The 18,776-nt window shown below is 58.7% G+C and carries 17 protein-coding genes; 14 read left to right on the top strand and 3 right to left on the bottom strand.

What is annotated here, in order from left to right; genetic code table 11:
• The first annotated feature begins 84 nt into the window (after nt 1-84).
• The 6 genes from PMYSY11_RS05975 (at nt 85) to PMYSY11_RS05950 (ending at nt 7,406) form a co-directional block, all read left to right on the top strand.
• Nucleotides 85-1,482, top strand: a complete 1,398-nt coding sequence (locus PMYSY11_RS05975; protein ID WP_150548595.1) for an enolase C-terminal domain-like protein — start codon at nt 85-87, stop codon at nt 1,480-1,482.
• 98 nt (nt 1,483-1,580) lie between these two features.
• Nucleotides 1,581-2,552, top strand: a complete 972-nt coding sequence (locus PMYSY11_RS05970) for a tripartite tricarboxylate transporter substrate binding protein (RefSeq protein ID WP_069900414.1) — start codon at nt 1,581-1,583, stop codon at nt 2,550-2,552.
• Nucleotides 2,553-2,626: 74 nt separating this feature from the next.
• The gene (locus PMYSY11_RS05965; protein ID WP_150548594.1) at nt 2,627-3,100 is read left to right on the top strand and encodes a tripartite tricarboxylate transporter TctB family protein; all 474 of its coding nucleotides are present in this window, start codon (nt 2,627-2,629) and stop codon (nt 3,098-3,100) included.
• 9 nt (nt 3,101-3,109) lie between these two features.
• Nucleotides 3,110-4,630 (top strand): tripartite tricarboxylate transporter permease, encoded by a 1,521-nt coding sequence (locus tag PMYSY11_RS05960; protein WP_069900416.1) that lies wholly within the window; start codon nt 3,110-3,112, stop codon nt 4,628-4,630.
• Nucleotides 4,631-4,750: 120 nt separating this feature from the next.
• Nucleotides 4,751-5,908: an L-talarate/galactarate dehydratase gene (locus PMYSY11_RS05955; protein WP_150548593.1), complete on the top strand. Its 1,158-nt coding sequence runs from the start codon at nt 4,751-4,753 to the stop codon at nt 5,906-5,908.
• Nucleotides 5,909-5,972: 64 nt separating this feature from the next.
• The gene (locus PMYSY11_RS05950; protein WP_150548592.1) at nt 5,973-7,406 is read left to right on the top strand and encodes an FAD-binding oxidoreductase; all 1,434 of its coding nucleotides are present in this window, start codon (nt 5,973-5,975) and stop codon (nt 7,404-7,406) included.
• 71 nt (nt 7,407-7,477) lie between these two features.
• Here PMYSY11_RS05950 and PMYSY11_RS05945 read toward each other — a convergent pair whose 3' ends face one another.
• From PMYSY11_RS05945 to PMYSY11_RS22010, 3 genes are all read right to left on the bottom strand, one after another.
• Nucleotides 7,478-8,233 (bottom strand): FadR/GntR family transcriptional regulator, encoded by a 756-nt coding sequence (locus PMYSY11_RS05945; RefSeq protein ID WP_090512856.1) that lies wholly within the window; start codon nt 8,231-8,233, stop codon nt 7,478-7,480.
• A gap of 388 nt (nt 8,234-8,621) precedes the next feature.
• Nucleotides 8,622-8,777, bottom strand: a complete 156-nt coding sequence (locus PMYSY11_RS22015) for a hypothetical protein (RefSeq protein ID WP_172970667.1) — start codon at nt 8,775-8,777, stop codon at nt 8,622-8,624.
• Nucleotides 8,768-9,127: a hypothetical protein gene (locus PMYSY11_RS22010; protein WP_172970666.1), complete on the bottom strand. Its 360-nt coding sequence runs from the start codon at nt 9,125-9,127 to the stop codon at nt 8,768-8,770. Before PMYSY11_RS22010 ends, PMYSY11_RS22015 begins: the two co-directional genes overlap by 10 nt.
• Before the next feature lie 508 nt (nt 9,128-9,635).
• Between PMYSY11_RS22010 and PMYSY11_RS05935 the strand changes: the two genes are divergently transcribed.
• The 8 genes from PMYSY11_RS05935 to PMYSY11_RS05900 all read left to right on the top strand — a co-directional run bounded on the left by PMYSY11_RS05935 (nt 9,636) and on the right by PMYSY11_RS05900 (nt 18,767).
• A complete protein-coding gene (locus tag PMYSY11_RS05935; protein WP_090512862.1) occupies nt 9,636-10,469 on the top strand; it encodes an SDR family NAD(P)-dependent oxidoreductase in 834 nt (277 codons plus the stop codon).
• Nucleotides 10,470-10,550: 81 nt separating this feature from the next.
• Nucleotides 10,551-12,428, top strand: coding sequence for an acyl-CoA synthetase (locus PMYSY11_RS05930; RefSeq protein ID WP_150548590.1), 1,878 nt, complete (start codon nt 10,551-10,553; stop codon nt 12,426-12,428).
• A gap of 64 nt (nt 12,429-12,492) precedes the next feature.
• Complete coding sequence (locus tag PMYSY11_RS05925) at nt 12,493-13,470, top strand: AAA family ATPase (RefSeq protein WP_150548589.1); 978 nt, start codon at nt 12,493-12,495, stop codon at nt 13,468-13,470.
• Between the two features lie 28 nt (nt 13,471-13,498).
• Nucleotides 13,499-14,449 (top strand): DUF58 domain-containing protein, encoded by a 951-nt coding sequence (locus PMYSY11_RS05920; RefSeq protein WP_090512869.1) that lies wholly within the window; start codon nt 13,499-13,501, stop codon nt 14,447-14,449.
• Nucleotides 14,446-14,943 (top strand): DUF4381 domain-containing protein, encoded by a 498-nt coding sequence (locus tag PMYSY11_RS05915; RefSeq protein WP_150548588.1) that lies wholly within the window; start codon nt 14,446-14,448, stop codon nt 14,941-14,943. Before PMYSY11_RS05920 ends, PMYSY11_RS05915 begins: the two co-directional genes overlap by 4 nt.
• Nucleotides 14,930-15,925, top strand: a complete 996-nt coding sequence (locus tag PMYSY11_RS05910) for a vWA domain-containing protein (RefSeq protein ID WP_150548587.1) — start codon at nt 14,930-14,932, stop codon at nt 15,923-15,925. The genes PMYSY11_RS05915 and PMYSY11_RS05910 overlap by 14 nt, the downstream gene beginning before the upstream one ends.
• Nucleotides 15,925-17,451, top strand: a complete 1,527-nt coding sequence (locus tag PMYSY11_RS05905) for a VWA domain-containing protein (RefSeq protein WP_150548586.1) — start codon at nt 15,925-15,927, stop codon at nt 17,449-17,451. The genes PMYSY11_RS05910 and PMYSY11_RS05905 overlap by 1 nt, the downstream gene beginning before the upstream one ends.
• Nucleotides 17,448-18,767 (top strand): BatD family protein, encoded by a 1,320-nt coding sequence (locus PMYSY11_RS05900; protein ID WP_150548585.1) that lies wholly within the window; start codon nt 17,448-17,450, stop codon nt 18,765-18,767. Before PMYSY11_RS05905 ends, PMYSY11_RS05900 begins: the two co-directional genes overlap by 4 nt.
• The last annotated feature ends 9 nt before the right edge of the window (nt 18,768-18,776 follow it).

The following is an 18,776-nucleotide window of genomic DNA, read 5'->3' as shown; positions in this document are numbered from 1 at the left end:
ATGCCACTGCCCCATTTGCTACAGCCAATCAACTGCCACAGATTGGCAACCGCGCCCTCCCTTTCCATGCGGGGAGTGGTAGCCATGCGTGACTGCAAAAGCCCTATCGTCAGAACCATGCAAGTGATCCCAGTAGCGGGACACGACAGCATGCTGCTCAATCTCTGCGGCGCCCATGCCCCTTATTTCACCCGTAATCTGGTACTGCTGACCGACAACGACGGGCGTACCGGCATCGGTGAAGTGCCTGGCGGTGAGGGCATTCGTCAGGCACTGGAGCGCTGCCGCTCGTTGGTTATTGGCCAGCCGGTGGCACGCTACAACTTCATTCTCAACAGCCTGCGCCGCAGTATTGCCGGACGCGACGGCAGCGGCCCGCAGACCACTCAGCATCAGGTAACGTCTGAGTCCGAAGCCGCTGTGCTCAAGCAGCCGCACGAAATCAATCTGCGCCTCGACAACGTCATCACGGCAGTAGAAGCCGCCCTGCTCGACCTGCTCGGCCAGCACCTTGGTGTGCCGGTAGCCGAATTGCTCGGCAGCGGTCAGCAGCGTGATTCGGTGCCGATGCTGGCTTATCTGTTTTACATCGGTGATCGCAACCGCACCGACTTACCTTATCTGAGCGGCGATGACAGCCAGCACAGCTGGTATCACCTGCGTCATCAGGAAGCTCTGACACCGCAGGCAATTGCCGATCTGGCCAGCGCCGCACACGCACGCTATGGCTTTAAAGACTTCAAGCTCAAAGGCGGCGTGATGCGCGGCGCGCAAGAGATGCAAGCTGTAGCGGCAATCAAGGCGCGCTTCCCTGACTCACGCGTAACTCTCGACCCGAACGGCGCCTGGTCATTGGCAGAGGCGATAGAGGTTTGTCAGGGCCAGAACCATATTCTGGCGTATGCCGAAGACCCATGCGGGCCTGAAAATGGCTTTTCCGGCCGCGAGATCATGGCCGAGTTCAAGCGTGCCACCGGCATCCCGACGGCAACCAACATGGTCGCTACAGACTGGCGCCAGATGGGCCATTCGCTGCGCCTCGAGGCGGTCGACATTCCACTGGCAGATCCGCATTTCTGGACCCTGCAAGGCTCGGTTCGGCTCGCGCAGATGTGCGAAGAATTCGGCCTGACCTGGGGCTCGCATTCGAACAATCACTTCGATGTATCACTGGCCATGTTCACCCACGCCGCTGCCGCAGCACCTGGCCGTATCAGCGCAATCGACACCCACTGGATATGGCAGGAAGGCCAGGAACGCCTGACGCGTGAGCCGCTGCAGATTGTCGGCGGCGAAGTGCGTGTTCCGCAGAAACCCGGCCTCGGTATCGAGCCCGATATCGACCGGATCATGCAGGCGCACGAGCTGTATCAGCAAGTCGCCAGCGGCGCCCGCGATGACGCCATGGCCATGCGCTACCTGGTTCCTGGCTGGCAGTACGACCCGAAAAAACCGAGCCTGGGCCGCGAGCCAGCCCTGTGAATCAGGCTCACGCAACACTGCTCCACGGTGACATTTAGCACGAGCAAGAAAACACCTAATAAACACAAAAAACCAAGCTGTAGTTCTGGAGAATGACAATGAAAAAAACACTGTGCGCCTCCCTTATCGCCTCCTTTCTTTCGCTCACTGCTGGCGCAGCTGTTGCGGCTGATGCAGCAAACTGGCCGACTCGCCCAGTGCAGGTTGTGGTAATCGCCAATGCTGGCGGTGACACCGATTTCAACGCCCGGATGATGGCCAAGTACTTCACCAAGGTCACCGGCAAGTCGATGGTCGTGACCAACGTCGCCGGCGGTGGCGGCACGCTGGCAGCCGAACAGGTTAAAGGTGCAGCCGCAGACGGCAACACCATCCTGTTCACCCACACCGGCCAGCTGATTGTTAACGAAGTGGCAGGTTTGAGCGAAGACAGCTACGACGCATTCGATATTTCCTGCATCGCCGGCGTCGATAAAGGCGCGGTGTTTGTATCGGGCAAAAGCTCGGGTATCGACACCCTCGATCAGCTGATCACTAAAGCCAAAGCTGAGCCCAACACCATCACCTACGGCACTGAAATGGGCAGCTTTTCCCACCTGCAAGGTCTGATGTTCGAGAAGCTTTCGGGCACCGATCTGAAGCTGGTCGACAGCGGCACCGTATCGGAAAAAATCGTAGCCCTGCTCGGCAAGCGCATCGATCTGGGCGCCATCAGCTACGGCTCGGTTCAAGACTACGTGACCAGCGGCAAGATGAGCGCACTGGGCCAGCCAAACGAAGAGCGCAACGCCCTGCTCGGCGACATCAAGACCTTCAAGGAACAGGGTGTTGATCTGGTGATCGACAAGCCTTACGTGGTGGCCTTCCCGAAAGGCACAGACCCGGCAATCGTCGCCAAAATGGCGGACGTGATGAAGCAGATCACCGAGCAACCGGAATACGCCGAAGAACTGAAGAAATCCTTCAAGCAACCGGTCAGCTACTACGGCACCGAAGAAGCCAAGGCAATCCTGAGCAAGAGCCGCGACACGTACATGCAATTCAAGGATGAGCTGCGTCAAACCAAGTAATCCCGCAACAAGCCGGGTGCGCCCGAATGGTGAGCGCCCGGCTGCTCCGTCCTGACGATTAAAGAGGATCCACCATGGATACCTGCAAAAGAAACGAGTTGCTGATTGGTCTGGCGATGCTCGGCGCCGGCCTGGGCTACTTGTTCATGACCCTGCAATTGCCTAGAAGAGGCTTCGTCGATTCAGCCTTCGTGCCTTACATCCTGTCAGCGGTTTTGTGTCTGCTGGGTGTTCTGCAACTGCTGGCCTGGAAAAAACTGCCTAAGCCAACCGCAGGTGCAGCGGTTGAAAAAGAGTCGATTGATTACCTCACCGTTATTAAAAGCTTCGCCTTGGTCATCATCTACGTGGCCCTGCTGGAAACCGTCGGTTTCCCGATCATGACCGCCCTGTACCTGTATGTGCAGTTCCTCGTATTGACCCCTCTCGATCAGAAAGCCAATCACCTGCTGTACGCCGGGATCGCGCTGGTGTCGAGTGCGTCGATCTACTTCCTGTTCCGCGAGAGCTTCGATCTGTTGCTGCCCGCAGGCTTACTGAATTTCTAGGAGACGGCGATGATTGAACTCCTGCAACAAGGCTTCGGCGCCGTATTCTCGCCCTATATATTCGTGCTGATCACCCTGGGCGTCGCCGTCGGCATCGTCTTCGGCGCAGTGCCCGGCCTTTCGGCCACCATGGCCATCGCCTTGTGCTTGCCGCTGACCTATACCATGGGCCCGGCTGCCGGCTTGTCGCTGTTGGTTGCACTGTTTATCGGGGCAACGTCTGGCGGACTCATATCGGCGATATTGCTCAATATTCCGGGAACGCCCTCATCGATTGCGACCACCTTCGACGGCGCGCCAATGATGCGCCAGGGCCTGGGCGTTAAAGCCCTGGGGCTTGGCGTGGTGTTCTCGTTTCTGGGGACTATTTTCAGTATTGGCGCACTGATGTTCATTGCCCCGATGCTGGCCGATATTGCCCTGAGTTTTGGCCCGCACGAATACTTCGCGATTGCCGTGTTCTCGCTCACGCTGATCGCCACGCTGTCGACCGGTTCCCTGGTAAAAGGCTTGTTTGCAGGCGCGCTGGGCTTTGCTTTCTCCACCGTCGGCATCGCCCCGGTTGAGGCAGTACGGCGCTTTACCTTCGATCACCCGAGCCTGAACGGCGGCTTTGCCATGCTCACGGTGATGATCGGCATGTTCGCCGTGGCCGAGGTGCTCAAGTTTGCTGAAAAAGGCCGCTCGGCTGATCGCGCCAAGCCGCAGAACATCAGCATGAAAGGCATCAAGGGTTTCGGTTTCTCGATCAAGGAATTCATCTTCCAGATCCCTAACGCCACCCGTTCAGCCCTGATCGGTGTCGGCATCGGCATTTTGCCGGGCATTGGCGCCGGCACCTCGAACATCGTCTCGTACATCGCCGCCAAGAAGCGTTCAAAAACCCCGGAGATGTTCGGTAAAGGCGCTCCAGAAGGCGTGGTTGCCAGTGAAACGGCGAACAATGCCGGTATCGGCGGCGCGATGATTCCGCTGCTGACCCTGGGCATTCCGGGTGACACCACCACGGCGATTCTGCTGGGCGGTTTCATGATCCATGGTATTCAGCCAGGTCCGTTGCTGTTCCTTACCCAGGGCGATTTGGTCTACACCATATTCGCGGCGCTGCTTCTGGCCTCGGTGTTGATGCTGTTTCTCGAATTCTTCGGCTTGCGCATCTTTATCAAGCTGTTGTCGATCCCCAAGCACATCTTGCTGCCGATTATTCTGGTGCTCTGCGTGGTCGGTGCGTTCGGCCTCAATAGCCGGGTCTTCGATGTCTGGGCGATGATGCTGTTTGGTTTGCTTGGCTACGGATTCGTCAAAGGCGGCCTGCCGATTGCCCCGTTCATTATTGGTTTCATCCTCGGACCGATGGCCGAAACCAATTTGCGCCGTGGCCTGATGTTGTCTGACGGCAACTTCATGGGCTTCCTCAGCAACCCGATTTCCGCGGCCTTCCTGGCACTCGCGGCGCTGTCAGTGTCCTGGCATCTGGTTACTGCACTGCGCGGCAAAAAAGACGGCGTTGCTCAGCTTATGAGCAGCTAAGCGCTCAACCTCTCCGCAGTTCTTCAATTTGCACCCCAACCCTGCTGTGACAACGCCCCAACGTTGTTACAGCACGGGCAACGCTGGCCTTAAAAACGCTACATCCACGGGAGAATCAGCATGCAAGACCTGAAAAACAACACGTCTGGTGATGATGATCAAATTGCCTGGGTTCGCGTCGCTTCGGTATTTGTGCCGCTCGCCAATCCCATCAGTGACGCCAAAGTTCTCACGGGCCGGCAGAAGCCGATGACCGAGATCGCCATTCTGGTGGTCGAAATCGAAACCAAAGACGGTCATCGTGGCCTTGGCTTCAGCTATTCAAAGCGCGCAGGCGGCCCCGGCCAGTTTGCCCATGCCAAGGAACTCGCTCCGGTACTGATCGGAGAAAACCCCAGCGACATCGCCAAGTTGTGGGACAAGCTGTGCTGGGCGGGCGCCTCGGTCGGGCGCAGCGGCCTGGCAACTCAAGCCATCGGCGCTTTCGACGTGGCCCTCTGGGATCTCAAAGCCAAGCGCGCCAACCTGTCACTGGCTCGCCTGCTCGGAGCTCATCGCGATTCGGTGCAGTGCTACAACACCTCGGGCGGCTTCCTGCACACCCCGCTCGAGCAGTTAATGATCAACACCGATATCTCACGCGAAAAAGGCATTGGCGGCATCAAGCTTAAAGTCGGCCAGCCCGATCAGGCGCTGGATCTGCACCGCGTCAGCAGCATCCGCAAACACCTCGGCGACGCCTTCCCGTTAATGGTCGACGCCAACCAGCAATGGGACCGGCCAACCGCTCAGCGCATGTGCCGCCAGCTGGAACAGTACAACCTGATCTGGATTGAAGAGCCGCTCGACTGCTACGACGCCCAAGGCCACGCCATGCTCGCGCAGCAGTTCGACACACCAATCGCCACTGGCGAAATGCTCACCAGCGTTGCCGAACACTGGGAGTTCATCAAACAGGGTGGTGCCGACTATCTGATGCCGGATGCGCCGCGCATTGGCGGCATCACGCCTTATCTGAAAGTCCAGGCGCTGGCCGAACACAACGGCCTGATGATTGCGCCGCACTTCGCCATGGAACTGCATATCCATCTGGCGGCCACCTACAGCCGCGAGCCCTGGGTCGAGCATTTCGAATGGCTTGAGCCGCTGTTTAACGAACGCATGGAAACCCGCGATGGCCGCATGCTGGTGCCAACCCGGCCAGGCCTTGGCTTGTCGCTGAGTGAACAGAGCGCACGCTGGACCGCACAGGAATTCACTGCGGGCAATCGCCCGTAGCGCCCCACATCTGCTGGTTGCAGGCGGCCAACACCAAGTGCAACCGGCAGCACAGGAGACCGCAATGAGCCTCGTCACAAGCCCCGAATTTATTCGCCGTATCGAAAGCATCGTCGGCAGCGCCGGACTGGTGCAAGACCCCGAGCGCATGCACAGTTATCTGGTCGACTGGCGCAATGCCTACACAGGCAATGCGGCATTAATCGTCCGCCCGGCCAATACCGAACAGGTCGCGGCGGTGGTGCGCCTGTGCCATGAGGCAAACGTCGCACTCGTACCGCAGGGTGGGAACACCGGTTTATGCGGCGGCTCGATCCCCGATGCAACCGGCCAGCAAGTGGTGCTGTCGCTCACCCGCATGACGCGCATCCGCGAGATCGACCCGGCCAACGCGACCATCACGGTCGAGGCCGGAGTCATTCTGCAGCAGTTGCAACAAGCCGCCAGCGAAGCCGGGCGCCTGTTCCCGTTGTCGCTGGGTGCAGAAGGCAGTTGCACAGTGGGCGGCAACCTCGCGACCAATGCGGGCGGAACCGCTGTTCTGCGGTACGGCAACATGCGCGAACTGACTCTGGGCATAGAGGTTGTGCTGCCTGACGGGCGTATCTGGAATGGCCTGCGCGGCCTTCGCAAAGACAACACCGGCTACGACCTCAAGCACCTGTTTATCGGCTCGGAAGGCACGCTCGGCATCATCACCGCTGCTGTACTCAAGCTGTTCCCCGCCACCCACAGCATGGCCACTGCTTGGGTTGCCCTGCCTTCACCAGAAGCGGCGATCGAGCTAATCAGCCATATTCGCGGAGTCTGCGCCGATCGCCTGACCGGCTTCGAGATGATGTCGCGGCAAAGCCTGGAGTTTGTCTTGAGCCATGTCGCCGGTTGTCGTGACCCGCTGACCAGCGAGCAACCGTGGTATGCGCTGATCGAGTTACGCGACACGATCAGCGATGCGCCTCTCACCGAGCTACTTGAAACCTGCCTCAGTCACGCATTTGAGCAGGGCTTGGTGATTGATGCCGTGATCGCCAGCAATGACAGCCAAGCCGCTGCATTATGGGGCCTGCGCGAGGGCATTTCAGAGGCGCAGAACCATGAAGGGCCGAGCCTGAAACATGACATCAGCGTCCCGGTAAGCCAGATACCCGCGTTTATCGAACGCACGGATAAAGCTCTGCAAGCCAGGTTCCCGGGCGTGCGAATCGTCTCGTACGGGCACATTGGCGACGGCAATCTGCACTACAACATCAGCAAACCGGTGGGCGCCGACGATGTTGCATTCAAGGCCAACGAGCTGGCGATCATGGATATCATTTATCAGAAGACCGGCGAGTTTAACGGCAGCATCAGCGCCGAGCATGGCCTGGGGCAGTCAAAGCCAGCTGCGGCGGTGCGTTTCAAGGACCCGCTGGAAATCGAACTGATGCGCGCGATCAAACGCACGCTGGACCCAACCGGGCTAATGAACCCGGGCAAAGTATTTGCCGCCGAACAATAGCCGCTCATGCGCGTGAGCATCTGCGACGGCAAATGCTCACGCGCTGTTTGCTGGCTTTGCGTATGGAGAAATCAGGCGTTCAGGGCTTCGGCTTCGGCCGCTTCGTGGGCCTGACGCAGACGTTCGCGGCTGTTGGTCAGGTGCAAACGCATGGCGGCGCGTGCTGCTTCCGGGTCCTGACGGGCAATCGACTCATAAATCTGCTCATGCTCACGGCCCAGACGCGCCATGTAATGCGCCTGATCATCATGGGCAATGCTCGCCGAATTGACGCGGGTACGCGGGATAATACTGGTGCCCAAGTGCATCATGATATCGGTGAAGTAGCGATTGCCGGTGGCCTCAGATATCAGTAAATGAAACTTGAAGTCCGAAGCGACAGCGTCACCGGTCTGCGAGGTGGCATCTTCCAGCGCATCGAGCGCTTCGCGCATTCCTTTGAGCTGCTCGTCACTGCGGCGCTGCGCAGCAAGACCGGCAGACTCGACCTCAAGGCTGATACGAAACTCAAGCACCGCCAACACTTCACGCAAGGTGACGATAGTCGCCGGATCAATGCGGAAACCGCTGGGGCTGGGCGTGTCGAGCACGAAAGTGCCGATACCGTGGCGGGTTTCAACCAGACCGGCCGCCTGCAGGCGTGACAAGGCTTCGCGCACAACTGTGCGACTCACGCCCTGAGCCTCCATGATCGCCGACTCGGTAGGCAACTTGTCGCCACGCTTGATCAGACCCTCACGAATCTGCTCGGAGAGTTCGGCAACCAGCTCTTGCGCAAGACTGCGATGCTTGCGACGAGTACGCGGCGGCGGAGTCTGAGTATCCATAACGGCTTATATTCTCAACATTAATTGTGGGGTTAAGCATATCGCAGCAGTCGTACGATGACATCATTAAATAGCCATCATTTATTATAAATAAAGGACATTCTGCGTAATAAGAATCAGCTACAGGGCAATAAAGACGGGCAATACTGCAAAGATGCCATATTCGCAGGTGATTACGATATCAGACGATAGAAGTGGTTGTTGCGCAGGTCGATCATCTGCCAGAGGCCAGACCGAGGAATAACCCAACCGCTATCCCCGGCCCTGCGGCAACAATTTGAAGCAGCTAATTAAAACCCCGGCTTGCGCAGATATCCGCTGCGCACTCTCGGGGCTGGATTCATCGCATAAACCTGCGAATGAGGCCTGTTAACTTATGTGCGGGCAATTAGCGATTACCTCCGCGATCATCGCCTGGCTCACCGGCCGCATGTAATCCACGGTCATCGCCGACTTCTCCTGCGGCGTGCATACCACGGTCATCACCTACATGCATGCCACGGTCGTCACCCACGTGCATGCCGCGATCGTCGCCTACATGCATACCGTGATCGTCACCGGCCTCGCTGTGGTTGCCGTGGTCATCTCCGGCTTCAGAGTGATTGCCATGGTCATCACCGGCCTCATGCCCGGAATGATGACCACCACCATCATGGCCACTGTCGTTTCCTCCATGACCTCCGCCACCACTGCCGCCGCCTCCACTGCCACTTCCACCGTGGCCTCCGCCACCACTTCCGCCGCCTCCACTGCCACTTCCTCCGTGGCCTCCACCACCGCTTCCGCCGCCTCCACTGCCGCTTCCACCGTGGCCTCCACCGTGGCCTCCGCCACCACTTCCGCCTCCTCCACTGCCACTTCCTCCGTGGCCTCCGCCACCACTTCCGCCTCCACCGCCGCTACCGCCCTCCTTTGCATAGGCAGTTGAGAAACCAGTCATGCTTAATGGGGCAATGGCTGCCGCGCCCACCAGCAATGCGCAGGCTGATAGAGCCAATACTTTCTTGTTCAGGTTCATGAATACGCACCTCATTATTGAAGTAACGAGCGCAAGCCAAGCCGAGGGAGCCTTGAGGCCCCCGGGCTGGTTACTTAAATATTGCAACATTTGCCGCAAACGCACCGGATTTAGACCAGTGGTGGTGAATGCATACCTGACTAACGAAGTTTCTGCAGGCCGCGTCAATAGTGACCTCAGCGCGTACGCTGGGGGATTCGCATTTCGTGAAATATCAAGTTTTAGGCGCAGTTTGCAAAGCCCGCATCAATACGGCGGATCTAACCTATGAGCGGCATTGAGCCGCAGGCAAAAATGCACTGCTTTGCACTCGGCAAACACGCATAAAGCGTTTAAACCAGAGGCTGCCAAGCGTTATTCGCCCATAACAAGAAAGGAAAACATATGCGTAACTGGACGTTCGGAACCCCCAAGGTGGCCTATATATCGGGCGGTGGAAGCGGCATCGGTTTGAACATCGCCAACGTATTGCTTGAGGAAGGTTGCAGCGTGGCGCTATTCGATCTCAAGTTCGACGATGAAGTGTTACGACAACTGCGTAAACAATGCCGGGCCAGCCAAAAAGTCGAAGTCTACGTGGTGGATATTACCGATCCCCAAGCGGTTGATGCGGCTATGGATGAAGCCGCCCAGACGTTGGGCGCCGCCGATCTCGCCCTCAATTCGGCCGGTATTCTGCGCACTGGCGTGTTCACTGAAATGCCTTACGAGACGTTCGAACAGGTGGTGCGGATCAACCTGCTGGGCAGTCGCAACTTTGCCGCCAGCGCACTGCGTCATATGCACAGCGGCAGCCATCTGGTGCTGGTCGCCTCATTAGCCGGGATTGTTGGCACTTACACGCAAGCGGCTTATGTAGCCTCGAAACACGGCGTAGTTGGTTTGGCTGAAGTGTTGCGCCTTGAGCAGAAACTCAAAGGAATTGATGTCTCGGTTATCTGCCCAGGCGAAATCTCCACGCCGCTGCTGACCTATGAGCGTGAACACGGCAGCAATGTCACCAAACGGCTCAATGAAATCGCCGGCGTTCTTACGGTTGATGAAGCCGTGAGCGGCATCATGAAAGGCCTCCGCTCGCGTGAATTCATGATCACCCCGGGGTTTCGGGCAAAAATTCTGCGCGCTGTCGCACGCAAGGCTTCTGGACTGTTTCGCCGAACAATCGATATAAATCTGGCTAAAGCGATTGCCGAAGATCAGGCCTTAAGCCTTAAATAGGGCTTTCGCCGGCGCTGCTACGCAGTGCCGGAATTCACCAGAAGGCCGGAATCTCGGCTGCGCTTGCCAAGGATTGTGTACATGGGTGTTTTTCCTCTCCCCGACCTGCATATCTCAACCATCGCGGACATTCACGCACTGGAACAGACTGCCGTAACCGACTTGGCGCTGCCCAACAGCACCTACGAACTACTGCAAAATGCGGCCGCCACTTACGGCGACAAGGTCGCATTGCGCTTTCTGCCGAAAGCGACGCTTGATGAACAATCGATCAATCTGAGCTTCCGGCAACTCTTCGCTGGCGTCACCCAGACTGCCAACGCCTTGCATCAGCTGGGCGTAGACAAACACAGCGTGGTTTCGATGCTGCTGCCGAACCTGCCGCAAACTCATCTGGCCATCTGGGGCGCGGAAGCGGCCGGGATTTTCAACCCGATCAACCCGCTGCTTGAAGTCGAGCATATTGCCGCCATCATTAATGAAGCGCAGTCAAAAGTGCTGATCACGCTGGCGCCAATGCAAGGCAGCGACTTGTGGCAAAAAGCTCAGGCCATCAAGCAACTGGCGCCCTGCCTCAGCCATATTCTCACCGTCAACCTCACCCCCAGCGCAGACGGCTCGCAACACCTAAGCGACTCGGTGCTCGACTTCGACGCAACGATCAAGGCGCAACCCGCAGACCGGCTTATCAGCGGTCGCCAATTCGCCCCGGACGACATCGCCTCGTACTTTCATACCGGCGGCACCACTGGCACGCCCAAACTGGCGCCACACACCCACCGCAACGAGCTGGTGTGCTGCTATCAGATGGCCAGCGTGGTTAATCTGGACGCGCAAAGTAAGTGCCTCTGCGGCCTTCCGTTGTTTCACGTCAACGGTGTGTTCGTCACCGGTCTGGCACCGTGGCTGGTCGGATCCGAGGTGATTCTGGCAACGCCTGCGGGCTACCGCACACCGGCGCTGATGGACAATTTCTGGGCATTGGTCGAGCGCTATCGCGTCTCGTTTTTCAGTTGTGTGCCGACCATTCTCAGTGGCCTGCTCGACAAGCCAAGCGAGGGCCATGATTTGTCATCGCTCGATGTAGCCCTCTGCGGCGCAGCGCCGCTGGCAACCGAATTGATGCGTAAGTTCGAGCGTAAAACCGGTATTGTTCTGCTCGAAGCCTACGGCCAAACCGAAGGCACCTGCGGCAGCACGGTCAACCCTAAACACGGCGAACGCCGGGTAGGCTCAGTCGGTTTACCCCTGCCCTATCTGAAAATTCGCATTGTCGAAGTCGATGCACAGGGCAAGTGGCTGCGTGATTGCGCAGTCAATGAGCCGGGCTGCGTTGCCATCTCCGGACCCAATGTTTTCAGTGGCTACAAGCAGGCGCAGCAGAACGAGGGCCAGTGGATTGCCGAAGGCTGGTTCAATACCGGTGATCTCGGACGCCTCGACGAAGACGGTTACCTGTGGCTGACCGGCCGCAGCAAAGACTTGATTATTCGCGGCGGCCACAACATTGACCCGCAAATGATCGAGGAAGCTTTCTACCAGCATCCAGAAGTTGCCGAAGCCGTGGCGATCGGCAAGCCGGACAAGCGCGTCGGTGAGGTGCCGGTTATTTTCCTGCAACTGCAAAAAGGCGCTGGCGTCAGCCTTGACGAGCTGATGCGCCACGCTCAGGCAAGCATTCACGAGAAAGCGGCCGTGCCCAAAGAGATTCACTTGGTTGAGGCCATGCCGTTAACCGCCGTCGGCAAAATTTTCAAGCCGCAACTGCGCAATCAACTGATTGAAAAGATGGTCACTGATGAGCTGAATGCCCTGCTGCAAACACCGTTTAAAGTGGCCGTACGGGTCGACAAAAAGTTGGGCCAATGCGTGATTGTGTCGACCACTGCCGAATCTGCTGCCACGGTTAAACAGGCACTGGCCGACTACACATTCTGTCTTGAGGTGAATCAGGGCTGAGTTGAAATTCACCACGCAGGTATTCACCTGAATACCTGCACGCGTTGTACGAAAAGGGAGATTTATGAGCATTCGCAACGAATTTCTGGACTTGCAACGCCGTATTGGCGAGTCGGTACTCGGTCAGGATGATGTAGTGCGTCAAGTATTGCTGGGGCTGTTGGCCAACGGCCATGTACTGCTCGAAAGCCTGCCGGGTCTGGCCAAGACGCGCACGGTGAAAGCGCTGGCCGAGCACCTCGACACGCGCATGAGCCGCATCCAGTTCACCCCCGACCTGCTGCCATCGGACATTACCGGCGGCGAAGTCCTGCACAGCAAAGACGGGCAAAACCAGATCCGCTTCGAGCCGGGCCCGCTGTTCGGCAATATCATCCTCGCCGACGAGATCAACCGCGCACCCGCCAAGGTCCAGGCGGCGCTACTGGAAGCCATGGAAGAACGCCAGATCACCGTGGCAGGTGAAAGTCACGCCATGCCGGAGTTGTTCATGGTGCTGGCGACGCAGAACCCAATCGAGCAGGAAGGCACCTATGCGCTGCCTGAAGCGCAAATGGACCGCTTCCTGATGAAGGTGCAACTGGATTATCCCTCGGCAGAAAATGAAAGTGAGGTGCTGCGCCTGCTTCGCGCCGAAGAAAAGCAGGGCCTCAAGGGCGATCGGCCGGCGGTGCAGCGGCTGGATCCCGCGCTGGTGTTCAAAGCCCGTCTTGAGATCAGCGAGATCCATGTCGCCGAGAGCATTGACCGCTATCTGATTGACCTGGTGAACGCCAGCCGCTCTGCCGCCGATTACGACGCCGACCTGGCCCGCTGGATTGCCATTGGCGCCAGCCCCCGTGGCGCGATCAGTCTGGACCGAGTAGCACGAGCGCATGCCTGGCTCGAAGGCCAGGACTTTGTCTCCCCGGATGATGTGCGCGCAATCATGCTGCCGGTTCTGCGTCATCGCCTGCAACTGAGCTACGACGCAGTGGCCGACGGGGTCAGCGCCGATCAGGTGGTGCAGCGTATGCTCGATGTCGTCGCCGTTCCGGCATGAGCACCGCCGCCGATAATCAGGATTGCCCATGACTGCGCCCGCCGATAAAACCGATGGCTTCGTCTACGTGTCGCTCAGCCAATTAATGGCGCTGCAAACGCCTGCACGCGGCCTGAGTTTTGCCGCCCGGCAACCACGTGCAAGCATCCTCGCTGGCAACCACGCATCGCGCATGCGCGGTCGCGGGCTGAATTTTGATGAACTGCGTCGTTATCAGCCAGGCGACGACCTGCGCCACCTCGATTGGCGCGCCTCGCTGCGCACCGGCAAACCCTTTGTGCGTTCATTTAGCGAAGAACGCGACCGGCCGATGCTGGTGGTGGTCGACCAGCGCATCAACATGTTCTTTGGCTCAAGCCGAAGTTTTAAATCGGCAACAGCGGCGGAGCTGGCCGCCCTCGCCGCCTGGATCGCATTTCACAGTGGGGACCGGGTCGGCGGTCTGGTGTTTGACGACCAGCAGATTGAAAGCTTCGCGCCCCTGCGCAGTCGCGCCCGCGTGCAGGCACTCTGCGCGAGTATCTGCCAGCATAATCAGGCGCTGAATGCGGGCATTGCCGAGGTCGAGCACGACACTCAACTCGACACGGTGTTGCAGCGCTGCCTGAATCTGGCCAGTCACGACCACACCCTGTGCATCGTCAGCGACTTCGCCGGCGCCACCCCGCGCACATTGCAACTGCTGCGCCAGCTCTCCAGTCACAATGATGTCATTGCCATGCAGGTTTATGACCCAACGGCGCTGGCCTTGCCCGAGAGCGGACGCATACGGGTCACTCAGGGTGAGCTACAGGTCGAGTTGGCGATTGATAAAAAACACATTCGCCAGCCACTCGGCGAGTTTCTCACCGGCCGCCTGCGCGATGTCGCCAAGCTGTTAAGGCGCAGCCAGGTGCCACTGCTGATGATCAGCACCGCTGAAGATGCCTTAAGCCAATTACGCCGCGAACTCGGGCGCCTGCATGAGGTGCACCGATGAGCAGTGACTCACCCTTGATCAGCCAGCTCATCGAGTTGCCGCTGCCGGAACCGATCAGCTACCTGCCGCAAACCTGGGGTTGGCTGGCACTACTTGCGCTTATAGGTGCGGTGGCGCTGATTTACGCCTGGAGACGCGTGCAACGCTGGCGGCGTAATCGCTATCGCCGTGAGGCGCTGCAACAGTGGCAGCAACTCAATCAGCAGGCGCAAAGCAGCGATCCGACTCAGGCCGTTGCGGCCCTGCGTGAGCTCCCCGAATTGCTCAAACGCACGGCCCTGTCGATGCCCACAAATCCTCCGGTGGCAGAGTTGAGCGGGGCGCGCTGGCAGGCATTTCTGGCCAAGACCAGCGCCCAACCGCTGCCCGAGAACTTTGCCACGCAACTGGCATTACTGAGCTACGCCCCAGCGGCGAGGCTTGAGCAACTGGACGCGCAGCAACTGCTCGCGACCAGTCGCCACTGGCTGGAGACGCACAATGTGGCAGTTTGAATACCTCTGGCTACTGGTGTTGCTGCCATTACCCTGGCTGATTTATCGCCTGTTGCCCGCTTATCGCGAAGCCCGCAGTGCCGTGCGCGTGCCTTTTTTCAAGGCCATGCTGCAAGCCATTGGCGCCACGCCAGACGCCCAGAACAATCGACACGACCGCTGGCAATTGCTGCTCAACCTGTTGATCTGGGCGCTGCTTCTACTGGCCGCAGCACGGCCTGTGGAAGTCGAGAAACCCATCGTGCGTCAGCAACCGGTGCGCGACATGATGCTCGCCATCGATATTTCGCAGTCCATGGAGACGCGCGACTACCGCGATGAAAACGGCCAGCTGATCGACCGACTGAGTGCGGTTAAAGCAGTGGTCAAAGGCTTTATCGACAAACGCCAGAATGACCGGATCGGCTTGATCGTGTTCGGCAGCGGTGCCTTTGCTCAGGCGCCAATGACCCTCGATCACTCAAGCCTGGATATTCTGCTCGACGAAACCGCCATTGGCATGGCCGGACCCAACACCGCGATTGGCGATGCCATTGGCCTGAGTATCAAGTTGCTTGATGCCGCCAAAGAGCGCGAGAAAGTGCTGATCCTGCTCACTGATGGCAATGACACCAGCAGCGCTATCGAACCGCAGCATGCCGCCATCATGGCGAAAAACCATGACATCGTCATACACACCATCGCCATTGGCGACCCCAAAGCCAGCGGCGAAGACAAGGTGGATCTCACTGCGCTGAAACGCATTGCCCGCACCAGCAACGGTCGCTTCTTTCGCGCCGATGACAGCTCGGCGCTGGAACAGGTGTACGCCACACTCGATGCCATGACGCCGCACGATGTCAAAACCCTCAGCCATCAGCCCAAACGTGACTGGTTCTGGCTACCACTCGGCGCGGCGTTATTGTTGCTGTGCCTTTACCATCTACTGGCAATTGCCGCTGCACGTTTGCCACGCATGCATCCGCACAGCAAGGAAAGCTGATGGATATTGACTTGTCTGCCCTGCACTTCATCCGCCCACTCTGGCTTTTGCTGTTGGTGCCCGGGTTGTTGTTGCCGATTATCTGGCGCAATGGCCAGAGTATGCAGCGCCGGTTGAACGGCAAGATCGCGCCGCACTTGCTCGACTATCTGCTGCTGACACCGCAGGACAATCACCGCCTGCGACCCGTGCATCTGTGCGCCGCGATCCTGATTATTGGCGCCATTGCCGCTGCGGGGCCGACCTGGCAGGAAGACCGTCCCGATTTTGTTGATAACCACGCGCCACTGATTCTGGCGCTTGATCTCTCGCCCTCGATGGACAGCCGCGACGTGCCGCCGAGTCGCCTGGAAGCGGCCAAGCACAAACTGCATGATCTGGTCGAACGCCGTGGCAACGCGCACACCGCGCTGATCGCCTATGCCGGCAGTGCACACATTGTGTTGCCGGCCACCGATGATCCGGCGCTGTTGAACAGCTTCATTGAGCCTCTGAGCAGTTCGCTGCTGGAGATGCCCGGCAAGAATCTGCTGCAAGTGGTCGAGCAGGCCAAACGGATTCTTGCCGCCGAAAAAGCCCCCGGCAGCCTGGTGATTATCAGCGACGGCGCCGACACCTCCCAGCTTGATGCGCTGCAACAGCAACTCAAAGGCAGCCTGTTGCAAGTGTTGATACTGGCGGTGGGCTCTGAGGCGTCCAATTTTGATCGCCCGGGCCTGGAGCAATTGGCACACGCGCTGGATGCACCGCTCGGCAGCCTGACCCTGAATGATGACGACCTCGACTGGATTGAGCTGCATGCGCAGAAGCACTTCAAGGCTGCCAGCGGCGATGCCAACGAAACACGCTGGAAGGATGCCGGTTACTGGTTGGTGTGGCCGCTGTTGCTAATCGCACTGCTGTGCATTCGGCGTGGCTGGAGTATCAGTTGGAGCGCGGCAATCGTACTTGGCATTGGCTTGGCGCAACCGGCACCGGCGCAAGCAGGTGGGTTCGCGGACGCTTTTTTAACGCCCGACCAGCAAGGCCGCTGGGCCTTTGAGCACGGCCATCTGCCGGCCGCTGCCGCGCACTTCAAAGATCCATACTGGAAAGGCATCGCCGCCTATCAGGCGTCTGATTACAAGCTGGCCGTGAGCACGTTCAGCACCCTGGATACCGCTCGGGGCCAGTTCTACCTGGGCAATAGCCAAGTGCGCCTGTTTCAGTTTGCCCCGGCAATTGAGGCCTACAAACGCGCCTTGGCATTGCAGCCGGACTTTGCCGAAGCCAAGGCCAACCTGAAACTGACCCTGGCCCTGCAAGAAAAGAGCTTTGAAGACGCCGAGAACCTGCCGGGCGATAAAGCTGACGAGTTGAAGTTCGACAATACGAGCGATCGCGGCAAGGAAACTGAATTGAAAGCCGGCAAGGCGATCAGCGATGAGTTGTGGCTGCAAAACCTCAGCACCTCACCGGCGAAATTCCTCAAGCAAAAATTCTCCATGCAAAATGCAGCCAGAACTGCCGCAGGTACCGCACAATGAAATCCTGGCTGCTACTGCTCAGCTTGCTCGCGCTGACATTTTCCGCCCACGCCAGCGAACCCGAATTACAGGTAACCGCACGGCTGGTTCCGGACAAAAACATTGTGGTTGGCAGCACCGTGAGGCTGCAAATTGATGTGCTGGTCGAAACCTGGCTGACTGCCGCGCCGGATTTGCCAGAGCTGAAACTGTCGGGCGCAAGCGTAATACCGAGCAACGGCCGGGCCCAGAACATCAGTCGCAAACAGGCCGGCAAGACCCTGTTTGGCGCGAGTTACAGCTACTTGATTACCCCGCACCAAGCCGGCAATTTTTCCATACCGGCGTTAACCATCGAGGCCAGTGTCGGTCAGGCTAGCGCCCCACTCAGCGCCAGCACTCAGCCCATAACCTTCAGCGCCGCGCAGCCTCCGGGCTTCGCCGCAGATGAAGTGCCATTGGTGGCCAGCGCGCTCGACTGGCAGCAATCAATCCATTATTCCGCGCAACCGCTGAAAGTAGGCGACAGCATTACCCGCGAGCTGCACCTCAAGGCCCAAGACTCTCTGGCGCTTAATTTGCCAACGGTTGAAGCGCCAGCAGTCGAAGGCCTGCGTCTGTATAAACGTGAGCCTGAAGTGACCGATCTTGAAGATGGTCGCGGCCATAAAACCGGCGGCCAGCGCGTTGATCGGCAAGTATATGTGGTCGAACGTGAAGGCGATTTCAGTCTGCCGCCACTTAAGCTCAAATGGTGGGACAGCAGCGCCAACACCCTGCGCGAAACCAGCATTGACGCTGTCGAGTTCAAGGCTGCCGCGCGAGCGCCGCTAAAAACTCCGTTCTCGGTTGAGCAGGACCTTGAGCAACTGGGCCAAAGCACCCGCATACACCTCTCGCAATATTGGTTGAGCTTGCTATTGGGCGCGGTATTGCTGACCGTGGTGGCGTACTACGCGCGTCCGTTAATCTGGCGCGGCCGTCGTGTTTATCAGGCTCAGCGCGCGCGAATCAAGCAACAATGGCGAGCCTCTGCGCTTTTTGCCTGGCGTCAGGTTGGCCCGCAGCTGAAACAGCCGCAACCGCAACTGGGGGCTTTTTACCTGTGGCTGCAGCGCCGCACCCAACGTAAGAGCCTGCGCCAGTTCATGCAGTTGTTGCCGCCATCATTGGCCAAGCGGCTGAGCCGGTTTATCGAGCAACGCTATGCTCAGCAAACTGCCAACCCGCAGGCGGTGGAGGATTTGCTGGACGCCCTGCCGAACCTGCGCCGGGCAGCCAACAAGCGCACTGACCGTACGCACAAGCCAGCGTTAAGGCCACTCAACCCGCAATAACCGCGCTGC

It is taken from the genome of Pseudomonas marincola, from assembly GCF_900682675.2.
Taxonomy (GTDB): Bacteria; Pseudomonadota; Gammaproteobacteria; order Pseudomonadales; family Pseudomonadaceae; genus Aquipseudomonas; species Aquipseudomonas marincola.
Note: the sequence above shows the minus strand (reverse complement) of the source record. Positions and strands in the feature narration are given on the sequence as shown.